Origin of the sequence: Sphingobacterium siyangense, assembly GCF_023277505.1 — a bacterium.
Taxonomy (GTDB): domain Bacteria; phylum Bacteroidota; class Bacteroidia; order Sphingobacteriales; family Sphingobacteriaceae; genus Sphingobacterium; species Sphingobacterium siyangense.
In genome coordinates this window covers 3,653,704-3,674,043 of sequence record NZ_CP080574.1, presented here as the reverse complement: position 1 = coordinate 3,674,043, position 20,340 = coordinate 3,653,704, and the positions used below count along the sequence as shown (strand labels likewise).

The following is a 20,340-nucleotide window of genomic DNA, read 5'->3' as shown; positions in this document are numbered from 1 at the left end:
TTAAAGATAAATTAGTCCGTACATGGCTCCACTGAATATAAAGCTGTCAAATCGATCCAGTATTCCGCCATGCCCTGGAATGAGGGTGCCGTAATCTTTAATTTGACAGCTTCGTTTGTACCACGAAGCCAATAGGTCGCCCAGCAATGCGGAAAAGCAAATAAAAAGGGCGGTCTTTAAAGTTTGCGTGATGGACAGGTCGATGGATGGAAAGAGGAAAAGGCTGGTGCCAGTGGCAATGACCAAAGCACCAATTAGACCCTCAACAGTTTTATTGGGACTAACCGAGGGAATAAGTTTTCTTTTGCCGAATAATTGACCGCAGAGCTGGCTGAATCCATCAAAAATCACCACCATAAAATAGATAAAACAAACCTTTTCTGTCGATGCCCTGTGCCCGAAGTTTATAAACGCAGCAATAAGAGCGACGTAAAGGACCACTACGGGACATAAGAATAGCAGTGGTCGTTCTGAATATAGGTGGGCCTTGACAATTTCGTAAAAACCGGCTATTCCAATGCAAATAGCCAAAAGTCTGACATAGTCCATATAAATGGAAAAAAAGACAAGGATCAAAATCAGGAAGTAAAAACCCAGTTTTAACCAGCGTTCTCTGGTTTGTGCAACTTGACTATTCTTATTGAGATAGCCTGTGACCAATGCTCCGATGCCAAAAAATAACAACACTATATTCGCCATTAATACATACATAATCAAGCTTTTTTTTGTAATTGGATAAGAAATATACTTTTCAGATTGGATTGCAGCTTCGGGAGAATAATCACGAGGACCAATTCTTCCAAATAGGCCAAATAACTTACGGTTAGCATCAGGTGGAAATAAAAGGTGTTAAATCCGAGTACAAAATAGCTAAAGATAAATATCCCCTGGAGATAGCCTGTTAATTTATAGGACCATAAATGGAAGCTGGGAAAGCGTTTAAATCGGATAAGAGCATAGATCTGGGGAACAATCCACAGGACAATAAGTAGGATAAATTCGATTTTATAGGCCATTACAAATCCTTTTTCCAATGTTATCATGCCGATGAATGCCATGAGGTATGTTCCGATATCTGCGATCGAATCTATTTTGGCACCAAATTCCGTCTGAAGGTTAAATAGCCTGGCGATTAATCCATCGAGAATATCGCTGATCAGGTTGATGGACAGCAATAGGATAAACAGATCCCTGTCTGCCGTTAAAAGGGCATAGCTGATAAAGGGTAATGCCAGTATACGATAGGCGGAAAGTGCATTGGGCACATTCCATCTGTTTTCTTTTTTAGTTTCCATTTTATAGTGATTTTTTTCTGCCTAATTTTTGATGCGCCTGTGTAAAATGACCTGCCGAAAGGGCCGCGGCAATAGATAATTCTCCGGCGAGCGCAAGGGCTGCAGCTATTTCGGCATATTTTATGGCCTTCCCTTCGCCATAACAGTCCATCATTTCCAGGCACTCTCTTTGGGTCGGAAGTGCTGTTCCACCACCGATAGTGCCGACAATAAGATTGGGTAAAGTCACGGCTGCATAGAGTGATCCGTCTTTATTCTGCTCCATTCGCGTGATACCCGTTGCGGCTTCGGCAACACAGGCGACATCCTGGCCCGTTGCCAAAAACAAAGCAGCCAATCCATTGGCATAATGCCCCTGTGCACCTATAGCTCCACTTTGGATAACACCCATGGTGGACGTACGCCAATAGCGATCCATCAGCTCGGCTGAAGTTTTAAGGATTTCGGACACGATGTTGGCCGGTAATGTTATTTCAGCGGTTACCTTTTTACCCCTGACATGATTGAAAGCTGCGGCGGTCGCTTTTTTGTCTCCCGAGCTGTTTCCCTCAATAAACCAGTGACTGGGCTTAATAGGACAAGAGTCAATCATAAAGCGGCAGATGGCCTCTGTGCAGATGGTAACCATATTCTGGCCAGCCGCATCGGCAGTGAAATATTCAAAGGATATGGTTAAATGGTTGCCTTCAATCTGTATGCGGGTATCGGTTAACTTAGCAAATCTGCTTGTGCGTTTGACGATTTCCTGAAAGTTTTCTTTCTCTGCGAGGAACCAGGAAACGAAAAGACTTAAATCCTTGATGTTCTCAAATTTGAATACGGGGCTTCTTTGAACTCCTTCTTGCAGACAGATCGAGGTAATCCCGCCGGCGAGCAAACAGGCTTTAGATCCGCGGTGATAGGATGCAACCAATGCACCCTCAGTTGTGGCAAGTGGAATATGGTAATTTCCGTTGGCTGAAGTGCCATGAACTTTAAGGGGGCCGATGACCCCTGTAGGGACTTGACTCATGCCGATGAAGTTTTCAATGTTGCCCTGGAAGAGCGATGGCGATAGACGGGTGTCTGTCAAGATCGGGAATCGGCTTGCTAATTCCTCTTGTTTATTTATTACGGTTTTCATAGCTGGCTTTTAATAAAATATGTGTTTATTGTCTTCCAAAGTTATTGTGATAATCGCAGTTAAAATTGTGGGAAACAATAATATAAATTTTTATTTTTGTGATTATCGCAAAATAATAATTGGCTTATGTATCAGGAAAAGTTGATTCAGGAAATACAGCGGAAAATTGATCCTTCGAAATCTCTTATTGAGGTGATTGCAGACGCGCTTGATATTAGTTATGATGCGGCGCACCGCAGAATTTCAATGAAGAGCAAATTTTCAATAGGAGAGACGGTGCAGCTTGCAAATCGCTTTTCACTTTCTTTGGATAAGCTATTTCAGCAAAGTGATCACATCTTAGTAAAAAAAACAGCGGAAATCCAGTCCTTTAATGATCTGTCAAATTATCTAGAGCATTCGTTTAAATCGTTAACGGAGTTTGAATCCAATCTTCAGACCTACCTGTATTACTCGGCAAAGGATATTCCGATCTTTTATACCATCAATACAGGGCTTTTGTCTATATTCAAAAAATATGTATGGCTCAATTTGTTGAGTCCAGACGGTTTGGAATTGTCTTTCGAATCTTTTTTGTCGAAAACACCCATCGATAGTAGAGGCCAGAAGCTTTACGATTATTATTCGTCCATCCGGGTGAAAGAGATCTGGAATGATACCACAATTAACAGTACACTCCAGCAGATCATCTATTTTTCCCAGGCCGGCTTACTGACCGCCGAAAACGGAAAGATGCTCTGTGAGCAGCTTAAAGAACTGCTGTTTTCACTGGAGAAAAGTTGTGTGCCAAACAATGACCAGTACCAGCTTTACTACCATGAGCTATTGATTTTAAACAATAACGTCCTAGTTGGAAATAACGACAGAAAGTCATTATTCGTTCCGCATACGATGCTGGGCTATTTCATTACCAATGATAAAGACAGCTGCCGACACGCTTTCAATTTCTATCAGCATCAGCTCAAAAATTCCAGGTTGTTAAATACGGCCGGAACACGGGACAAGAAAATGTTTTTTAACAAAGTTTACCAAAAGATTGATCGCTATAAAGCACAGGTAAGTGCGGATAACGAAATGTAAGAAGAGAGCGCGATTGGTACATCGTTAAGGTTGAATTGGGTAATCGGAACGAGAGTGATGTTCGGATTGGGTGCTATTTCTGAGAATGGAGTGTCCCCTTTTGTTTTTCTTGGTCGTTAAGTCGTAAAATAGTTAAAACGAATGAAGACCATTTTACACATTACATCAAGTGCAAGAGCAGACAGCTCCTATAGCACAAATTTGGGCAAAGAAATTATCGATCGTATCAGAAAAAAATACGGCTCAATCTCCGTGATCACATGGGATCTGGTTGATACACCTCCACCTTTGTATACCCATGAGATGGTTCAGGGATTTTATACTCCAGTAGATACGCCAAATTATTGTTCGATTAAGTCATTGGCCTATGCGAATGATTTAATTGAGCGAATTAATGCGGCAGACATGCTCGTCATCAGTACGCCAATGCATAATTTCGGCATTTCTGCTCACCTTAAAGCATGGATCGATCAACTGGTTCGTTTTGGTGTTACCTACACGTATGATGGCACCGGTAATCGTGTTGGACTTATCGCGGATAAAGATGTCTATTTGGCTATTGCTTCCGGTGGAATGCAAAGTTCATCGCCGGTACAAGACTACATAGCGGATTATCTAGTTGCTGTCTTCCGAACCTATGTTGGGATAACGAAAATCCAGACGTATCGGATAGAGGGTACGGCTTTTCCTAATTTTTCACCCGATTACAACGCGATATTGGCTGACTTTCCCCACTGAGGTCAACACAAGGGAATAAAGCTGATACCTAAACCGTTGTTTTCAGCCCAGATCTCAAGACTTTTGCCTTGGGATCTGGTATCGATTATCACTGGAGCGCAAGGATTTGTTTTTGGTAAACATCCTGTTCAGTTAATGAAGAAGCTAAATTCAGCGCTTTAGTATAGTTGTCAATTGCTTCGACTTGGTCAAGATCCCGATAGAGGTAGCCCAATAATCCAAAATAATGGGACATTTTAATGAGATTAAGTTTTTTTGTTTCCTCGATACCTGTTTCTGTGCCATACACCTTGGCATAGGCAAATGCCCGGTTGAGTGCCGTCACGGGCGAGTATTCGATCAGAATCAACTGATTATAAAATTTTAAAATGTATTCCCATTTCGATTGGTTATCCACCACGGTGTGCCAATAAGCGATGGCTGCTTCGATATGGTATTTGGAGGTTTCCTGCGTATCGGTCGCCTGTACCATGTAGAAATTACCTTGATCGATCATATCGCTATCCCATTGTTGCACATCCTGTTGTTCAAAAAGTACGATTGCCCCATCCTTATCCATTCGGGCATCAAGCCGCGAGCTTTGGTAACACATTAACGCGATTAAAGCGTTGGTCTGTGGCAGGTTGGTTGTTTCATGTGCTGTCAACAGGAGAGCTAATCGTATGGCCTCCATGCATAGTTCTTTTCGAATGATGTGATTTTCATGTTGAGCATAATATCCTTCGTTGAAGAGAAGATATATCGTTTTCAATACTGCGGCTAGGCGAGCGCTTATTTGGCTATCTGATAATTCTTTTAGTTCAAATTTGCTATCCCTTAAGGCTGTTTTTGCTCTAAATATGCGCTTCTTTATGGTTTCTTTATTTGTGAGCAGCGCCTGGGCGACCTCTAGGATACTAAATCCGCATAAGATCTGCAATGCTAAACTAATCTGCCCCGCTATGGGTATTATCGGGTCACAGATGGCAAATAGCATCGCCAATTGGCTGTCGCTAATGGTACGTTGGTCTATGTCGTCTGGCAGCGTCTTTTCATTCAGTTCCTTTAAGATATTGTCTTTGACTTTAAGTTCAAAGACAGCCTTATGTTTAAAGTAATCTTTTACCTTGTTTTTGGCGACAGTGTAGAGCCAGGCTTGGGGGTTTGCTGGGATGCCGGTAATCGGCCAGACTTCCGAAGCTTTTAAAAATGTATCGCTGGCAATATCTTCCGCAAGCTGGATGTCGGACAATCCAAAATGACGGCATAATACAGCCGTCATTTTGGAATATAGGTCGCGAAACAGACCTGGTATCAACTCAGCTGTTGATGTAGGCTTTTCCAACGGAATTAGGATTTTAGGAGCTCACGCACTTCAATACTTCCGCCAATTTTAAATATTGGATTCTGTTTGGCAATTTCTACAGCTTCATCAATGTTTTCGGTCCCCACTACAATAAAGCCACTGACGTATTCCTTTAATTCGGTAAAGGGACCGTCGGTAACTACTTTATCAGCGGATATATGTCGTCCACTGTCGATCGTCGGTAAAAGTGTTTTTCCCTTATCCACCAATTTTTCCTGAGCAGCGATACTGGCCAGCCAGTTCATACGCTCCTGTATTTGTGCTGGAGAAGGCTTGAAATCAGCGCCGGCCTTTAGTCTGAAGATTAGCATAAATTCTTTCATCGTTTTTAAATTTTAGTATTTACCATCAAACGATCGAGCATTACAAAAGGGGACATCTGTGCTGATAATTGAAAAAATAACATTGGAAACAGTCCATTTTAAAACGCTGCGGTGTATGGCAAGTTACGAAATATCGGGTGCATGTTTTTTTCTTTTGCTGGTATTAATCCACTCCCTGGGTATGCATGGGGATCTTATAGATGGCTGCTGAAGCGGTGATAAATAAAACCGTACGATCTTTACCTCCAAAACAGACATTGGATGTCCATGGTTCATTTACTTCAATATGGCCGATCAATAGACCGGTCGGACTATAAATAAAGACGCCTTTGCCCGTTAGGTAAATATTTCCTTGATGGTCCAATGTCATCCCGTCAGAACCTTTATCGATAAGCGCTGTCTGTCCGCTGAGCTTGCCGTCAGATTCAATGGTGTACCTATACGTTTTATTCCGTTCGATATCTGCGACATAGAGGTATCTTCCATCGGGCGAGCCGACAATGCCGTTCGGCTTGCTTACATCATCAGCTACTACGATGGGTTTTTTCGCTTTTCCTGGAGGAAGGTAGTAGACTTTCTGCCCCGCTATTTCTGGCTTTTTCCGGGTCCAATAATCGCGCAGATAAAAGGGGTCTGTAAAGTAGATGCCACCTTTCTTGTCTGCCCAAAGATCATTTGGACCATTCAGTTTCTTTCCGTCGATAGCGGTCAGCAGGACGGTAACCTGACCATCTTTGCTGATTGACCAGATCTCGTTCTTTTCGTCGGCACAGGCAAGGAGCTGACCCTGATGGTTAAAGTACAATCCATTTGCGCGGCCTGCAGAATCTTTAAAAAGCGAAAGTTGCCCTTTGGTGCTATATTTCCAGATTTTGTTATTGGGCTGGTCGGTAAAATAGATGTCCCCGGCTTTGTCCACTGCCGGCCCTTCGGTAAAGGCAAACTGTCGGGCTATTAATTTTAGGCTGTCCTGATGAAACAACTGTGCGCTGAGGTCTAAGCCATTTAAGGAGAAGAGTACGGACAGCAGGAGTGTAGACCAGTGCCTGCGAGAATGAGCTGAATGGAACATATCAACTAATTTATCAATTTTCTGGCAATAAATAATTTTCTTGGGCTATATCACCTGGCCTTTGTAATATTTCTTTCTTAACCAAAAAGCTACATTGACCAAGGCAATCAATGCGGGCACTTCCACGAGTGGACCGATAACACCGGCAAATGCCTGGCCACTGTTGATGCCGAAGACGCCAATAGCAACAGCAATAGCCAACTCAAAATTATTACCGGAAGCTGTAAAAGAAATGGCTGCATTTTTGGAATAATCTGCGCCCATTCGTTTACCGATAAAAAAGCTCACCAGGAACATAATGGCAAAATAGATCACCAAAGGAATCGCAATTCTGACAACGTCCATAGGAATCTGAACGATCAGTTCACCTTTCAGGCTGAACATGACTACAATTGTAAATAATAACGCGATTAAGGTGATGGGAGAGATCAGCGGCACAAATTTGCTTTGGAACCATTCTTCTCCATTTAACTTAATCAGGCCATAACGGCTGATTATGCCCATTGCAAAGGGAATACCCAAATAAATTCCGACACTTTCCGCAATCTGACCGATCGAAATATTGACATCAAGACCTTTCATCCCAAATACTGGGGGTAGAACGGTGATAAAGATATAAGCATAGACGCTGTACAATAAAACCTGAAAAATGCTATTGAGGGCGATGAGTCCAGCAGCATACTCGCGGTTTCCTTCTGCCAGCTCATTCCATACAACGACCATTGCAATGCAGCGGGCTAGCCCGATAAGAATAAGGCCGATCATATATTCGGGGTAGCCCCGAAGAAATACAATCGCCAGGATAAACATTAAAATAGGCCCTATGATCCAGTTCAGGAGTAGGGAAGTCCCCAGTATCTTTGTGTCCTTAAATACGTTGCCCATATTTTCATATTTCACCTTGGCAAGTGGTGGATACATCATCAGGATCAGGCCAATAGCAAGTGGAATATTGGTGGTGCCGCTTGAGAAAGAATTGATAAAATCAGACGAAGACGGGAAAAGGAATCCAATAGATACTCCGATTGCCATCGCCAGGAAAATCCATAAGGTAAGGTATCGGTCGAGGAAACTCAATTTTTTCCTTTCATGTGCTGGGGCGCAGTTGTTGGCTGACATATTTTTTTGTTAGTGGGTATGTTTATTTGTCGAGATTTTCCGCTACAAATTCAGCACTGTATGTTTTGATAAGATCACGTACCCTTCTGAATTCATTCATAACTTCTTCCTCCGTCCCGGTAGCTTTTGCCGGGTCTGGGAAATTGTAATGTAGTTTTTTAGCCCTTGAAGGAAAATATGGACAACTCTCTTTGGCATTATCACAGACCGTAATTACATGGTCAAAGTCTATTGCCGCATACTCATTGACATGATTAGAGGTGTGGGATGAGATATCAATGCCGGCTTCAGCCATAACCTGAATAGCTTTAGGGTTAACGCCATGCGTTTCTATGCCGGCGCTATAAACCTCGGCTCGGCTACCTGCGAAATGTCTTAAAAATCCTTCTGCAATTTGGCTGCGGCAACTGTTGCCGGTGCAGAGTACCAATATTTTTTCCATTTTTTAATGTTTTGATTAGCAGCAGCCGCCACCAGGTTTACAAACGGGTCCATCAGCAGCCAGATTAACCATTTCCAGCTTTACAGGTTCGGCTTTAGCAACGGGTGCGCAGCATTCTTCTCCAGCTGAGGTGGTGCCACAACTTCCCCCTCGATTAATGGCTTTGCACTGGGTATAATCTGGAGTAAGGTTAACGATTAAATCTTGTCCGGATACGGTAAAATTACCCGGATACATTTGGCGTGTATCGAACTGCGAGTTGCCAAATTCAATTTTTACAATAGCATTGGGATTAAGCGATAATTTCTTTTCAACGATATCTACGATAGACATCGCTTTACTTGCCTGCATTGCACGGCCTTCTTCTGTTTCCCTTGGTTCCCATAGTTGGACAATGATTTCAGTCCAGGAGTTCATTACGCCACCACAATCGACGGATACGATCGGAGCCTGTTTGATTTCTGTGATATGGTAGGAGGGATCTACCCATTTACCTGCTGCATATTCAAATTGTAAAATTTGATTCGGGTTTTGCTGGAGCTGCGTTTTAAACGTTTCCCAGTTGATAAATGCGGAGTTGTTCATGTTATATTGCAATTTAACGATTAATTGATGTAAATTTTTTTAGCAACAGTTTGTGTTCTCTTTATAAGAGTCAAAGAAAGCTGCCAGGTTTGTTTTCAATAATTTCCAGGCTTTCGGTTCAATGCAATAGCATACCCGTACACCCTCAATGGTGCCCTGGATAATACCGGCATTCTTCAATTCTTTAAGGTGCTGGGAAATTGTTGGCTGTGCCAATCCTAGTTCCTCAACCAGATCACCACATATACACGAATTTGCACGGATGATGGATTGAAGGATCGCAATACGGGCAGGATGGCCCAACGCTTTGAGCATTGTGGCGAGCTGATTCTGCTCTTCTGTGAATATTTCTGTCTTAGTAAGTCCCATAATGTTATTGCAATATTACGATTAATTTTTCTAAAATCCCAAATTGGAAACATAAAAATTATGTTACGATGATATTAATCGTAGTATTGCGTTCAAATCGAACTCGAAATGGCCTAATATTAAATTTGGGGCAAAGGGTTTATATTGGTATAAAAAAAAAGAGACAACCGATATTCGGCGTCTCTTTTTGTACCTAGGGCGGGAATCGAACCCGCACTCCCTTAACGGGAACAGGATTTTAAGTCCTGCGTGTCTACCAGTTCCACCACCTAGGCAGGTGAGCGAAAAACGAGATTCGAACTCGCGACCCCAACCTTGGCAAGGTTGTGCTCTACCAGCTGAGCTATTTTCGCATTGGAATTATTATTCTTTCAATCTGTCAGAACCTTGCGTTCTTCCTTTTTGGTGGTGCCAGCTGGATTCGAACCAGCGACACAAGGATTTTCAGTCCTTTGCTCTACCAACTGAGCTATGGCACCTTTTCAATTTAGCTGTCTGCCTTATTGATGATGCAAATATAGACGGATTATTTGAATTACGAAAGCTAAAAGCGCTTTTTTTTGCGTTTAAACGCCAACCTGCTGATTTTTAAGGAAAAAAAATAAGGGGCTATTCGTGTAGAATAGCCCCTTTATAGGATTACTGGTCGAGTTGATTAAGACAATTTACCAACTTCTAATACCAAGTCAACGATTTTGTTTGAATATCCCCATTCGTTGTCATACCAAGATACAACTTTAACGAAGTTATCATTCAATGAAATTCCTGCTTTTGCATCGAAGATTGATGTACGTGCATCACCTAAGAAATCTGAAGAAACAACTTCGTCTTCAGTATAACCTAAGATACCTTTCAATTCGCCTTCAGAAGCTTCTTTCATTGCAGTTTTGATTTCTTCGTATGAAGCACCTTTGTTCAAACGTACTGTTAAGTCAACAACTGAAACGTCTGCTGTAGGAACGCGCAATGACATACCTGTCAATTTACCTTTCAATTCTGGAAGAACCAAACCTACTGCTTTAGCAGCACCTGTAGATGAAGGGATGATATTTTGGTATGCACCGCGACCACCTCTCCAGTCTTTTACTGAAGGACCGTCTACAGTTTTTTGTGTTGCTGTAACCGCGTGTACTGTTGTCATCAAACCTTCAACGATACCAAATTTATCGTTTAATACTTTAGCGATAGGTGCTAAACAGTTTGTTGTACATGAAGCGTTTGAAACGATGTGTTGATCAGCTTTCAATTCTTTGTGGTTTACACCCATTACGAAAGTAGGGGTGTCGTCTTTCGCCGGAGCAGACATCACTACTTTTTTAGCACCTGCATCGATGTGTTTTTGAGCCAACTCTTGAGTCAAGAAGAAACCTGTAGATTCGATGATTACTTCAGCACCTACTTCATTCCATTTCAAGTTTGCCGGATCTTTCTCAGCTGTAACACGGATAGTTTTTCCGTTAACAACCAAATTACCGTCTTTTACTTCTACAGAACCGTCAAATTTGCCATGTGTTGAATCATATTTCAACATATAAGCCATATAATCTGGTTCAACTAAGTCATTGATACCAACAATTTCAATTTCTGGACGATTGATAGCCGCTCTAAATGCTAAACGACCAATACGGCCAAATCCGTTAATTCCAATTTTCATATTCTTAATTTTTATTGATATAATATTTAATTAAATTATGTATCGGTTCTTTTACAACAGTACCAATACTGATATTAAATTCGTCTGTGGCAACTTCCCGAAGCAAGTGCTCATAATTAAACGCTACTGAACCCGTAAAGTTTACGTCACTGTCCGGATATTCTTTCATTAAGGGCTTGATGTAGGTTTTTATAAACGTACGAAGCCCATTTTTAACCAATTGACTAATGAATAGATGATCTTTATTTTCGAGGACAAAGTCGGTAAATGAATTCAGAAAATTTGTCGGTTGTGGGGAAATATACACCCTTTCCAAAATGGTTTTCTTATCGATGTTAAATTCTCTTTCCAGTTTGTCCCGCAGATCAACAGGTAAGGTATCCGTCATATAATGTTTGAGCAGCTGCTGGCTATTCCAGTTTGTCGCCCCCTCATCGGCCAGAATATAACCTAGACCATAGTTATTGTCAATGATTTTTTTCCCTGTATAATAAGCTGCATTTGATCCACTCCCAATGATGCCAATAATTCCCCTTTCGTCGCCGAAAGTGGAAATTGCCGAAGCAATGACATCATGATCAACCCGTACGCGCGCATTGACGAAAAAACGTTCGAGGACGTTTTTTATTTTATCTTTACGTTCCTTCGACGAAGATCCCGCTCCGAAAAAATAGATCCGTCTGATTTTTTCGGCGTTGTTGATCAGGTTGGTGTTTTTATGCAAATGCTGTAGTATGGAGCGCTCATCTTGAAGATAAGGATTGATCCCGTTCATGCGGAACCCCGTAGTGATCCGCCCCTTGTCGGCCAATCTCCAGTCTGAAAATCGAGATCCACTATATACTACTGCTATCATGTCTGTTCAAATTATGATTATAAAATCTCAGCCATTTCCAATAAATCAGGGCTAAGTTTAATTTCCTTATTGCTGATTGCTTCTTCAATTGGAGTTGTCTTGATTTCATTACCACGAAGCCCAACAGTAACTCGTGTGTTTCCGGCCAATAATTCATTGACAGCAGCAAAGCCCAATCTACTCGCAAGCACGCGGTCGAAACTCGTTGGAGAACCACCTCGTTGCAAATGCCCTAATATACTAACTTTCGTGTCGTAATGATCAAACTTTTCTTTTACTTTTTTTGCGACATAATAAGCACCACCATTTTGGTCGCCCTCTGCAACAATAACAATAGATGACGATTTCTTTTTAATGGCGCCGTCTTCTAAATGACGGATTAAATCGTCAATGGCCGTTTCTTTCTCTGGAAGTAAGATTGCTTCGGCTCCGCCTGCAATACCTGCATTCAACGCAATACAACCTGAATCCCGGCCCATTACTTCAACAAAGAAAAGACGTTCATGTGACGCCGCAGTATCTCTGATTTTATCAATAGCTTCAATGACTGTATTGTTGGCCGTATCATAACCGATGGTATAATCAGAACCGTAAAGGTCATTATCTATTGTACCAGGTATACCTATAATAGGTATCTCAAATTCTTTGGAGAAAAAATTAGCCCCTGTAAAGGTACCGTCACCACCAATAACCACCAATGCATCCACACCGGCAGCGATCAGATTGTCATAGCCTTTTCGACGGCCTTCCGGCGTCTTGAACTCCATGCAACGCGCTGTTTTTAATATCGTACCACCACGTTGTATAATATTGCTGACCGAACGCGTATCCATTTCTATGAAATTTGCATCGATCAGACCTTGGTATCCTTGATAAATACCCGTTACTTGCAATCCCTTATGTAATGCTGTTCGAACAACAGCACGAATACAGGCATTCATACCAGGAGCATCACCTCCCGACGTTAATACACCTATTTTTTTAATTTCTTTTATCACACGCTATATTTTAGGTTTTACGAATATAAGATTTTTATAGTGTATATTCTACACTTTGAATAAATTTTTCAATATTTTTTTGCGCATCACGTTTAGGAAGCGTATAATTGTTACAGATAACCCGATGATTAGTAACCGCTAAATTTAGCTCAGTATATTGCACATAAATAAATTTAGAAGTTTTGTATAGTAATTTTACCGTTGACTGTGTCATATTAGGCTTTCACGAAGGAGAATTAAAAGTTCTTTTGGCCGAAAGAAATGAATATCCTTTTAAGGATTGGTGGGCATTGCCAGGTTTTTTCGTGGATAATGACGAAGAGATGGAAGATGCCGTAAAACGAATTTTGTATGAGAATACAGGTTTGAAAGATGTATTTATGGATCAACTGCATTCCTTTGCCGGATTAAAACGGCATCCAAAGGGGCGCATTCTGACGGTGGCCTATTACGCCCTCGTGCAGCTGGACAATACCAAATTGAAAACCAAACCTGTTACAAACTATATGAAGCAGGCGAAATGGTTTCCCGTTCGGAATGTACCTGAACTGGCATTTGACCATAAGCAGATTTTGGACCTCTGTCTGGAGCGATTGCAGCGGCGTCTTGCTTATAAGCCGATTGCTTTTGAGTTGCTGCCCGAAAAATTTACCCTCACACAGTTACAGCTGGTGTATGAGGGGATCTTGAATAAACCACTCGATAAACGCAATTTTAGAAAGAAAATGCAAAATTATGGCTTTCTAAAAGAGCTCGACGAAGTGCAGACTGGAGTTGCCTATCGCGCAGCACGGCTCTATAAACTGGATAAACGAAAATTCTTAAAACATTTTCAGAACACGGTCGCATTCTAACAGATCTGTTCGTATAATAAAAGGCAAACTCGAGAGTTTGCCTTTTTTGTTGTCAGGTTAATATCAAAATTATTACAATTTCAAAATTTATTTTGCCCAAGATGTTACTTTTTATATTTTTGAACAATTTTTGATAAAAGTCAGAAAGTAGAAAGGAGTTTTTTGAAGAATGGAAGATAGAAAAGATCAAATCATTCATGCGGCGATAAGACGCTTTATGCATTACGGTTTTAGTAAGACTACGATGAATGAAATTGCGGAGGATATAAAAATTACCAAAGCGAATTTGTACTACTATTATTCGGAAAAGAATGCACTTATACGGGATGTGATTGTGCGTTTGACAGATGAATATAGGGAAGAGGAGGAGAAGATGGTGGCGGTGCACGTGGGCACCACTTACGAGCTGATCATGAAAATACTGGAACTGCGCGATGCATTCGTCCGGAAATACTATATGCTGCACATGAACGAAAATCTGGAATGGATCAAGGGACTTTCCATGCAGGATTTTTTTCAATGTCTCCACGACCGCGATGTGAAAGCCTTGTTTGAGATCCTTCAGATCGGTGCCGAAAAAGGTGAAATCGATGGGGAGCATCTCTATGAAACAGCCGAAATCTATGTGGAATTGATGAAAAGCTTATCCTTGATGTGCAATATTTCCGATATCATTTCGGGGATTCCAAATCAGGATCGGTTTGATGAAGTATTGCAGAAACAAAAGCTGGCTACCAAGCTGTTTTTTAATGGTATAAATAAAAAGTAGATATAAAATTAGGACAAATAAATTAGGAATGAAAACAATCAGAATACTAGCCAGCCTTTTATTAGGTACGATGGTTTTCCAGAGTCATGCACAGCAACAATTGAGCTTAAGTGATGCGATTAAATTTGCTTTGCAGAACAAAGCTGATGCGAAAAAGGCAGGACTCGATGTCATAAATGCCGAACATAAAATCGCGGAAGTTAAATCAGGCGCATTGCCACAAGTGAATTTTAATGGTGGAATTACCTACAATCCAATGATCCAAAAAGTTGCTTTACCAGGAGAGCTTGTTGGTCAGCCAGGGACAACCGTGATGGCAGCTTTTGGACAAAAATGGCAATCCACAAATTCAATAAGTTTAAACCAACAGCTGTTTAATCAAACGGTATTTACTGGATTGAAGGCTGCTAAAACTACACGCGAATTTTATGTAGTCAACAAGACTTTAACAGATGAGCAGTTGATTGAGAAAGTGGCAAATAGTTATTATGATGTTTATCAGTCCAAATTGCAATTGAAAACTGTAGATAACAACTTGGAGAGCACAACAAAAACAAGGGATGTTATCGAGGGGTTGTTTAAAAATGGGTTAGCCAAGAAGATTGATTTGGACCGTACAAACGTTGCCGTGACGAATTTAAAAGCCTCTAGACAACAGCTGATAAATGCTGTTGAGCTAAAGGAAAATGCGTTGAAATTTGTGATTGGCATGTCCATGTCGGAGCAGATTTCCATGCCGAGCTCCACCTTTGAGACCGTTGCCTTAGATGCTGTATATAATCCGCTAGACGTTTCTGACAGGACGGAGATTCAGGTGTTGGCAAAACAAAATGAATTGCTTGAATTAAATAAAAAAGCAGAGATCTCCAAATATTATCCGACGCTGTCGTTGACTGCCAACTATGGAAGACAGGGTTTGGGACCTGTTTTCCCAATATTTTCTAAAGCTGAAGGTGTAAATTGGTCCGGCTTTTCGGGTATCGGACTTAATCTGACCGTTCCTATTTTCAACGGATTCCTGACACGTTCGAAAGTTCGTCAGGCGCAAATTGATATTGATAAGTTACAGGTGGATATTGCTGATACGAAACTGGCCTTAAGTATGGCAGCAGAGAATTCAAAGGTTCAGATCAAAAACTCCTTGTTGACGATCGAGTCGAATCGCAAAAATGTGGATTTGGCGAAATCGGTATTGGAAGATACAAACAACAACTATAAAAATGGTCTAGCGACATTGACTGATCTTTTGGATGCAGAAAACGCTTATGCAGATGCACAAAATAATTTAAACACTTCCTTGCTGGATTATAAAATTGCTGAAGTTCAGCTGATCAAAGCAAATGGAAAACTTAAATCACTCATTAACGAATAATTGACTAATACAATATGAAACGCGGAATTATTACCCTACTTATTATTGCTGCTGGTTTAGCAGGAATATTTTTTGTGTTAAATAAGAATAAAAAGAAAAACGAAGCCGAAACTGCGGAAGTAGCCAAAAAAAATGTGGCTATTGCTGTGCGTATCGATACAGCAAAAGTATCTTCCATGGATTTACGCTATACTGCTAACGGAACATTTTCTCCGAAACAGGAAGTAACTGTTTCGGCTGAAACTGCCGGCCGGGTAGTGAAAGTATTGGTTGATGAGGGTTCGCATGTGAGTGCGGGACAGACTTTGGCAATCATCGAGGGTGATAAACTGAATGTTAACGTGGCGAATGCGCAAGCGGCATATACCAATGCGCAGGCTGATCTGAATCGTTTTGAAAGTGCTTTTTCTACGGGAGGTGTAACCAAACAACAGTTAGATCAGGTGAAATTGCAATTTGAGAATGCGAAAAATAACTTAAAAGCTTCTAAATTAAATGCTGGCGATGTAACCATAAAAACGTCGGTATCGGGTATTATCAATTCACGTAAAATCGAACCGGGGACTTACCTGAATGTCGGTGCTGCGGCCTTCGATATTGTGAATGTAGCGACCTTGAAATTGCGTGTCAATGTAGACGAAAAGAATGTAGCTACCTTAAAGATCGGTCAATCTGTTGATGTGACAGCGAGTGTGTATGCAGATCAACGCTTTACCGGTAAAGTAACATTTATCGCACCTAAATCGGACGGTAGCTTAAATTTCCCGGTTGAAATCGAGGTAAATAATGCATCGAACCAATTGCGTGCTGGTATGTATGGCACGGCCATCTTCGGCGAGGGCGTTGCCAGCAATACATTGATCGTACCACGAAATGCTTTTGTGGGTAGTGTGAGCGACAACAAGATCTTTGTGCTGAAAAACGGTAAAGCAATCGAAACAAATGTCAAATCGGGTAGAAACTTTGGTGATTACATCGAGATCTTAGGTGGTTTGCAAAATGGCGATCAGGTGATTGTTTCGGGTCAGATCAATCTATTTGACCAAAGCCCTGTAGAGATTATTAAATAGAGCATACTGTAATCAGTAGCAGATGCAACCCCGGTTGCATGGCTATTAAAAATAAATTATTCGAATGAAAATTACCGAAATATCGATAAAACGCCCCAGTATAATTATCGTATTATTTATAATACTGACATTAGGCGGGTTGTTTTCTTATACGCGATTGGGCTATGAATTGGTCCCTAAATTTGAAATTAACGTCATTACGGTACAGACGGTCTATCCGGGAGCTTCACCTGCAGAGGTTGAAAGTTCGGTGACCAAAAAAATAGAGGATGCCATTTCATCCCTAGAAAGTATCAAAAAGGTGGAGTCTACTTCGTTGGAAGGGGTATCGATTGTCATGATTACCCTCAACAACGGTGCGGATGTCAACTTCCTGCTTACCGATGCTCAACGGAAAATCAATGCCGTGATCAACGATTTGCCGGATGATGTAAAGACACCTTCACTCTCCAAATTCTCCCTGGATGATGTGGCCATCATGAGTTTGGCCGTCACGTCCAACTTATCGGAAAAAGAACTCTATGATCTTTTGGATAATAAAATCCAGCCGGTCTTTGCGCGGATCAATGGTGTTGCAAAAGTAGACCTGATCGGTGGTGAGGAGCGTGAAATCCAGATCTCTGTAGATCCGAAGAAAATTGAAGGTTATGGACTGACAATTTCTCAGGTACAGCAAATAGTAGCTGCATCCAATCTCGATTTCCCGACAGGTAACGTAAGTACCCGCGATAACCGGACAACCATCCGTCTTTCGGGTAAAGTAACTTCGATCGAGGAGCTGCGTAACCTTCCGATCACAACGCCGGCAGGGGTGCAGATCTATCTGCGCGATATCGCCGATGTACGGGATGGTATCAAAGAGATTGAAAAAGTAGCTCGTCTGGACCGTCAGAATACAATCTTATTGCAGGTCTTTAAACAGTCTGATGCAAATGCGGTAGCGGTGTCCGAAGCGGTCAAGAAAACGATTGCTGTACACGATAAAAGTGGAAAAGTAATTAGTGGTGTAGAGAAGGATTATGCGGCACAGAATATTAAAATTCTGGTGGCCAATGACTCTTCAGAATTTACATTGAATGCGGCCGATAACGTGATCCACGACTTAATGATTGCCATTGCCTTGGTGGGCTTTATCATGTTGTTCTTCTTGCAGAGTTTACGTAATGCGGCGATCACCATGGTGGCGATTCCTTTATCTTTGATTGCTACCTTTATTGGCTTGCTTTTGATGGGCTATACCCTGAATTTGATGTCTTTACTAGGTTTATCCCTGGTGGTAGGTATCCTCGTGGATGATGCGATCGTTGTTATCGAGAATATTCACCGTCACATGGAGATGGGTAAAAACAAGGTTCGTGCAGCATTTGATGGTGCTTCGGAAATTGGATTTACGGTAACGGCGATCACCTTAGTTATCGTGGTGGTGTTCCTTCCGATCGCTATGTCTACGGGCTTGGTGGCCAATATCCTGGCGCAATTCTGTGTGACTGTAATCATCTCGACTTTATTATCCTTATTGGTGTCATTTACGGTAGTACCTTGGTTATACTCGCGTTTCGGTAAATTGGAGCACTTGAGCAAAACATCTTTCTTTGGCCGTATTATTCATGGCTTTGAAAGCGGTTTGAACAGCTTCACACATTGGGTTGCAGGATTATTGACATGGGCTTTACAAAACGTTGGTACAAAACTAGCTACTTTGTTTTTGGCTATTGGTTTGCTTGTGGCATCGTTTTTTTTGGTCGGTATGGGTTATATCGGTTCGGACTTCTTCCCGAGTATCGACCGTAAGGAGTTTTTCATCCAGTTGGAACTCGATAAAGACGCTTCCCTGGAGAAGACCAACTTATTGACGCAGAAAGCGGAAGCTTATATTAAATCGAAACCCGATGTCAAAGAAATTATTACGACAGTGGGGCAGTCTTCGGACGGTATGGCCTCGACAACGGGTTCGCGTTACAAATCGGAGATCCACGTGATCCTCGACAAAGAAAATTTTGAAGGCAACTCACAGGTATATTCAGCGACGCTGAAGCGTGAACTCGAAAATAAACTGATCGGTGCAAAAATCAAAACGGTCAATGTGGGTATCATGGGAGCGGAGCAGGCGCCATTGAAGCTGACCATTATAGGTGCTTCTGTCGAAGATGCACAGGAATTTGCGGAGAAGGCGGCAGATCAATTGCGCAAGATCCCTGGAGCAGCGGGTGTCAAATTGACTTCTGAAGCGGGAAACCCCGAGATCAATGTGAAGATCGACCGTGATAAAATGACCTCTTTGGGGCTGAATGTCTCTACTGTGGGTATGACGATGCAAACGGCATTTTCAGGAAACACGGATAACAAATACAGAGCCGGCGATAATGAGTACGATATCAATATCCGCTATGCGGAAAATGGTCGTGCCAATATCGACAACGTGCGTGATCTGAAATTTATCAATAATCAGGGTGCTTCCATTTCTTTGGATCAATTTGCCAATGTAACTTATGGCTCGGGACCTACTTTGTTGGAACGTCGCGACAAGTCGCCGGCAGTATCCATTCAGGGACAGGCCATCGGTAGACCGATGGGTACCGTAGCGCAAGAGTGGCAGGCACAGTTTGAAAAATTGCCGCGTAAACCGGGAATCGTCTTTATCTGGGGTGGTAACATGGAGAACCAAACCGAAGGTTTTGGTACTTTGGGAATTGCCTTATTGGCATCTATTATCCTAGTATATTTGGTAATGGTTGCTTTATACGATAGTTTTATCACACCATTTGTGGTCTTGTTCTCGATTCCATTGTCGTTTATCGGAGCCCTGTTGTTCTTGGCTTTGGGAAATCAGACCTTGAATATCTTTACGATTTTGGGTATCATCATGTTGATTGGTCTAGTGGCCAAGAATGCGATCATGCTGGTTGATTTTGCCAACCATCGTAAGGAAGCTGGCGATAACACGCACGATGCATTGGTGGCAGCCAATCATGCACGTCTTCGTCCGATTTTAATGACGACAATTGCCATGGTATTTGGTATGATTCCTATTGCAATCGCTACTGGAGACGGTGCCGATATGAATAGAGGTCTTGCGATTGTTATCATCGGTGGTTTGTTATCTTCTTTATTTTTAACCCTGGTTGTTGTACCAGTGGTGTACTCCATTTTTGACAGTCTTCAACGTCGTTTTGGCAAGAAGGAAAAAACAAATTATGAAGCCTTGATGAAGGAAGATTATGACCATGTAGATGTGGCAGAACACTAAAAAATAATACATTTTACAATAGAAAAAGG

Annotated in this window: 20 protein-coding genes and 3 tRNA genes; 7 read left to right on the top strand and 16 right to left on the bottom strand. The window is 41.7% G+C overall.

Annotation, left to right across the window (positions count from 1 at the left end; genetic code table 11):
• From K2F45_RS15205 to K2F45_RS15195, 3 genes are read right to left on the bottom strand one after another with little or no spacing between them, the layout of a single operon-like run.
• A complete protein-coding gene (locus tag K2F45_RS15205) occupies window positions 1-711 on the bottom strand; it encodes a phosphatidate cytidylyltransferase (RefSeq protein ID WP_083663652.1) in 711 nt (236 codons plus the stop codon).
• Between the two features lie 2 nt (window positions 712-713).
• Entirely contained in the window at window positions 714-1,295 is a 582-nt protein-coding gene (locus K2F45_RS15200) for a CDP-alcohol phosphatidyltransferase family protein (protein WP_075992917.1), read from the bottom strand.
• A gap of 1 nt (window position 1,296) precedes the next feature.
• Window positions 1,297-2,418: a hydroxymethylglutaryl-CoA reductase gene (locus K2F45_RS15195; RefSeq protein WP_248931764.1), complete on the bottom strand. Its 1,122-nt coding sequence runs from the start codon at window positions 2,416-2,418 to the stop codon at window positions 1,297-1,299.
• Window positions 2,419-2,544: 126 nt separating this feature from the next.
• Here K2F45_RS15195 and K2F45_RS15190 point away from each other — a divergent pair, with 126 nt between their 5' ends.
• Together K2F45_RS15190 and K2F45_RS15185 are read left to right on the top strand one after the other, a co-directional pair.
• Window positions 2,545-3,498 (top strand): hypothetical protein, encoded by a 954-nt coding sequence (locus K2F45_RS15190; protein WP_075992916.1) that lies wholly within the window; start codon window positions 2,545-2,547, stop codon window positions 3,496-3,498.
• A gap of 141 nt (window positions 3,499-3,639) precedes the next feature.
• Window positions 3,640-4,236 (top strand): FMN-dependent NADH-azoreductase, encoded by a 597-nt coding sequence (locus K2F45_RS15185; protein WP_248931763.1) that lies wholly within the window; start codon window positions 3,640-3,642, stop codon window positions 4,234-4,236.
• Between the two features lie 88 nt (window positions 4,237-4,324).
• On the opposite strand, the gene K2F45_RS15180 is transcribed toward K2F45_RS15185, so the two are convergent.
• From K2F45_RS15180 to pfkA, 13 genes are all read right to left on the bottom strand, one after another.
• A complete protein-coding gene (locus K2F45_RS15180; protein WP_237241692.1) occupies window positions 4,325-5,560 on the bottom strand; it encodes an RNA polymerase sigma factor in 1,236 nt (411 codons plus the stop codon).
• 5 nt (window positions 5,561-5,565) lie between these two features.
• Complete coding sequence (locus tag K2F45_RS15175; protein ID WP_248931762.1) at window positions 5,566-5,904, bottom strand: YciI family protein; 339 nt, start codon at window positions 5,902-5,904, stop codon at window positions 5,566-5,568.
• A gap of 163 nt (window positions 5,905-6,067) precedes the next feature.
• Window positions 6,068-6,976 (bottom strand): SMP-30/gluconolactonase/LRE family protein, encoded by a 909-nt coding sequence (locus K2F45_RS15170; protein WP_248931761.1) that lies wholly within the window; start codon window positions 6,974-6,976, stop codon window positions 6,068-6,070.
• Between the two features lie 45 nt (window positions 6,977-7,021).
• Complete coding sequence (gene arsB, locus K2F45_RS15165; protein WP_248931760.1) at window positions 7,022-8,095, bottom strand: ACR3 family arsenite efflux transporter; 1,074 nt, start codon at window positions 8,093-8,095, stop codon at window positions 7,022-7,024.
• Between the two features lie 22 nt (window positions 8,096-8,117).
• Window positions 8,118-8,537, bottom strand: a complete 420-nt coding sequence (locus K2F45_RS15160; protein ID WP_248931759.1) for an arsenate reductase ArsC — start codon at window positions 8,535-8,537, stop codon at window positions 8,118-8,120.
• Between the two features lie 15 nt (window positions 8,538-8,552).
• Window positions 8,553-9,122 (bottom strand): DUF6428 family protein, encoded by a 570-nt coding sequence (locus K2F45_RS15155; protein WP_248931758.1) that lies wholly within the window; start codon window positions 9,120-9,122, stop codon window positions 8,553-8,555.
• Between the two features lie 39 nt (window positions 9,123-9,161).
• On the bottom strand, window positions 9,162-9,491 hold the full coding sequence (locus K2F45_RS15150) for an ArsR/SmtB family transcription factor (RefSeq protein ID WP_075992909.1): 330 nt from the start codon (window positions 9,489-9,491) through the stop codon (window positions 9,162-9,164).
• Window positions 9,492-9,681: 190 nt separating this feature from the next.
• A tRNA-Leu gene (locus K2F45_RS15145) sits at window positions 9,682-9,766 on the bottom strand.
• A 5-nt stretch (window positions 9,767-9,771) separates the two neighbouring features.
• Window positions 9,772-9,844, bottom strand: a tRNA-Gly gene (locus K2F45_RS15140).
• A gap of 50 nt (window positions 9,845-9,894) precedes the next feature.
• Window positions 9,895-9,970: transfer RNA gene (locus K2F45_RS15135), tRNA-Phe, on the bottom strand.
• Window positions 9,971-10,146: 176 nt separating this feature from the next.
• Window positions 10,147-11,145, bottom strand: a complete 999-nt coding sequence (gap, locus tag K2F45_RS15130; protein ID WP_070561154.1) for a type I glyceraldehyde-3-phosphate dehydrogenase — start codon at window positions 11,143-11,145, stop codon at window positions 10,147-10,149.
• Between the two features lie 4 nt (window positions 11,146-11,149).
• Window positions 11,150-12,001 (bottom strand): hypothetical protein, encoded by an 852-nt coding sequence (locus tag K2F45_RS15125; protein WP_075992907.1) that lies wholly within the window; start codon window positions 11,999-12,001, stop codon window positions 11,150-11,152.
• A 17-nt stretch (window positions 12,002-12,018) separates the two neighbouring features.
• Complete coding sequence (gene pfkA, locus K2F45_RS15120; protein WP_075994837.1) at window positions 12,019-12,996, bottom strand: 6-phosphofructokinase; 978 nt, start codon at window positions 12,994-12,996, stop codon at window positions 12,019-12,021.
• Between the two features lie 185 nt (window positions 12,997-13,181).
• Here pfkA and K2F45_RS15115 point away from each other — a divergent pair, with 185 nt between their 5' ends.
• The 5 genes from K2F45_RS15115 to K2F45_RS15095 all read left to right on the top strand — a co-directional run bounded on the left by K2F45_RS15115 (window position 13,182) and on the right by K2F45_RS15095 (window position 20,311).
• Window positions 13,182-13,853: an NUDIX hydrolase gene (locus K2F45_RS15115; RefSeq protein ID WP_075992906.1), complete on the top strand. Its 672-nt coding sequence runs from the start codon at window positions 13,182-13,184 to the stop codon at window positions 13,851-13,853.
• A 169-nt stretch (window positions 13,854-14,022) separates the two neighbouring features.
• Window positions 14,023-14,622, top strand: coding sequence for a TetR/AcrR family transcriptional regulator (locus K2F45_RS15110; protein WP_088161779.1), 600 nt, complete (start codon window positions 14,023-14,025; stop codon window positions 14,620-14,622).
• A gap of 28 nt (window positions 14,623-14,650) precedes the next feature.
• Window positions 14,651-15,994 carry a TolC family protein gene (locus K2F45_RS15105; RefSeq protein WP_075992904.1) on the top strand — a complete coding sequence of 448 codons (1,344 nt, stop codon included), beginning with the start codon at window positions 14,651-14,653 and terminating at the stop codon, window positions 15,992-15,994.
• Window positions 15,995-16,008: 14 nt separating this feature from the next.
• Complete coding sequence (locus K2F45_RS15100) at window positions 16,009-17,064, top strand: efflux RND transporter periplasmic adaptor subunit (RefSeq protein WP_088161778.1); 1,056 nt, start codon at window positions 16,009-16,011, stop codon at window positions 17,062-17,064.
• A gap of 64 nt (window positions 17,065-17,128) precedes the next feature.
• The gene (locus K2F45_RS15095) at window positions 17,129-20,311 is read left to right on the top strand and encodes an efflux RND transporter permease subunit (protein WP_248931757.1); all 3,183 of its coding nucleotides are present in this window, start codon (window positions 17,129-17,131) and stop codon (window positions 20,309-20,311) included.
• Window positions 20,312-20,340 lie beyond the last annotated feature (29 nt).

Excerpts from the sequence above, each read along its gene's own strand:
- arsB (WP_248931760.1), bottom strand. The coding sequence starts at position 8,095 with ATGTCAGCCAACAACTGCGCCCCAGCACATGAAAGGAAAAAATTGAGT.
- K2F45_RS15150 (WP_075992909.1), bottom strand. The coding sequence starts at position 9,491 with ATGGGACTTACTAAGACAGAAATATTCACAGAAGAGCAGAATCAGCTC.
- gap (WP_070561154.1), bottom strand. The coding sequence starts at position 11,145 with ATGAAAATTGGAATTAACGGATTTGGCCGTATTGGTCGTTTAGCATTT.
- K2F45_RS15175 (WP_248931762.1), bottom strand. The coding sequence starts at position 5,904 with ATGAAAGAATTTATGCTAATCTTCAGACTAAAGGCCGGCGCTGATTTC.
- K2F45_RS15160 (WP_248931759.1), bottom strand. The coding sequence starts at position 8,537 with ATGGAAAAAATATTGGTACTCTGCACCGGCAACAGTTGCCGCAGCCAA.
- K2F45_RS15155 (WP_248931758.1), bottom strand. The coding sequence starts at position 9,122 with ATGAACAACTCCGCATTTATCAACTGGGAAACGTTTAAAACGCAGCTC.
- K2F45_RS15200 (WP_075992917.1), bottom strand. The coding sequence starts at position 1,295 with ATGGAAACTAAAAAAGAAAACAGATGGAATGTGCCCAATGCACTTTCC.
- K2F45_RS15185 (WP_248931763.1), top strand. The coding sequence starts at position 3,640 with ATGAAGACCATTTTACACATTACATCAAGTGCAAGAGCAGACAGCTCC.
- K2F45_RS15195 (WP_248931764.1), bottom strand. The coding sequence starts at position 2,418 with ATGAAAACCGTAATAAATAAACAAGAGGAATTAGCAAGCCGATTCCCG.
- K2F45_RS15125 (WP_075992907.1), bottom strand. The coding sequence starts at position 12,001 with ATGATAGCAGTAGTATATAGTGGATCTCGATTTTCAGACTGGAGATTG.
- K2F45_RS15100 (WP_088161778.1), top strand. The coding sequence starts at position 16,009 with ATGAAACGCGGAATTATTACCCTACTTATTATTGCTGCTGGTTTAGCA.
- K2F45_RS15095 (WP_248931757.1), top strand. The coding sequence starts at position 17,129 with ATGAAAATTACCGAAATATCGATAAAACGCCCCAGTATAATTATCGTA.
- K2F45_RS15105 (WP_075992904.1), top strand. The coding sequence starts at position 14,651 with ATGAAAACAATCAGAATACTAGCCAGCCTTTTATTAGGTACGATGGTT.
- K2F45_RS15205 (WP_083663652.1), bottom strand. The coding sequence starts at position 711 with ATGTATGTATTAATGGCGAATATAGTGTTGTTATTTTTTGGCATCGGA.
- K2F45_RS15110 (WP_088161779.1), top strand. The coding sequence starts at position 14,023 with ATGGAAGATAGAAAAGATCAAATCATTCATGCGGCGATAAGACGCTTT.
- K2F45_RS15170 (WP_248931761.1), bottom strand. The coding sequence starts at position 6,976 with ATGTTCCATTCAGCTCATTCTCGCAGGCACTGGTCTACACTCCTGCTG.
- K2F45_RS15190 (WP_075992916.1), top strand. The coding sequence starts at position 2,545 with ATGTATCAGGAAAAGTTGATTCAGGAAATACAGCGGAAAATTGATCCT.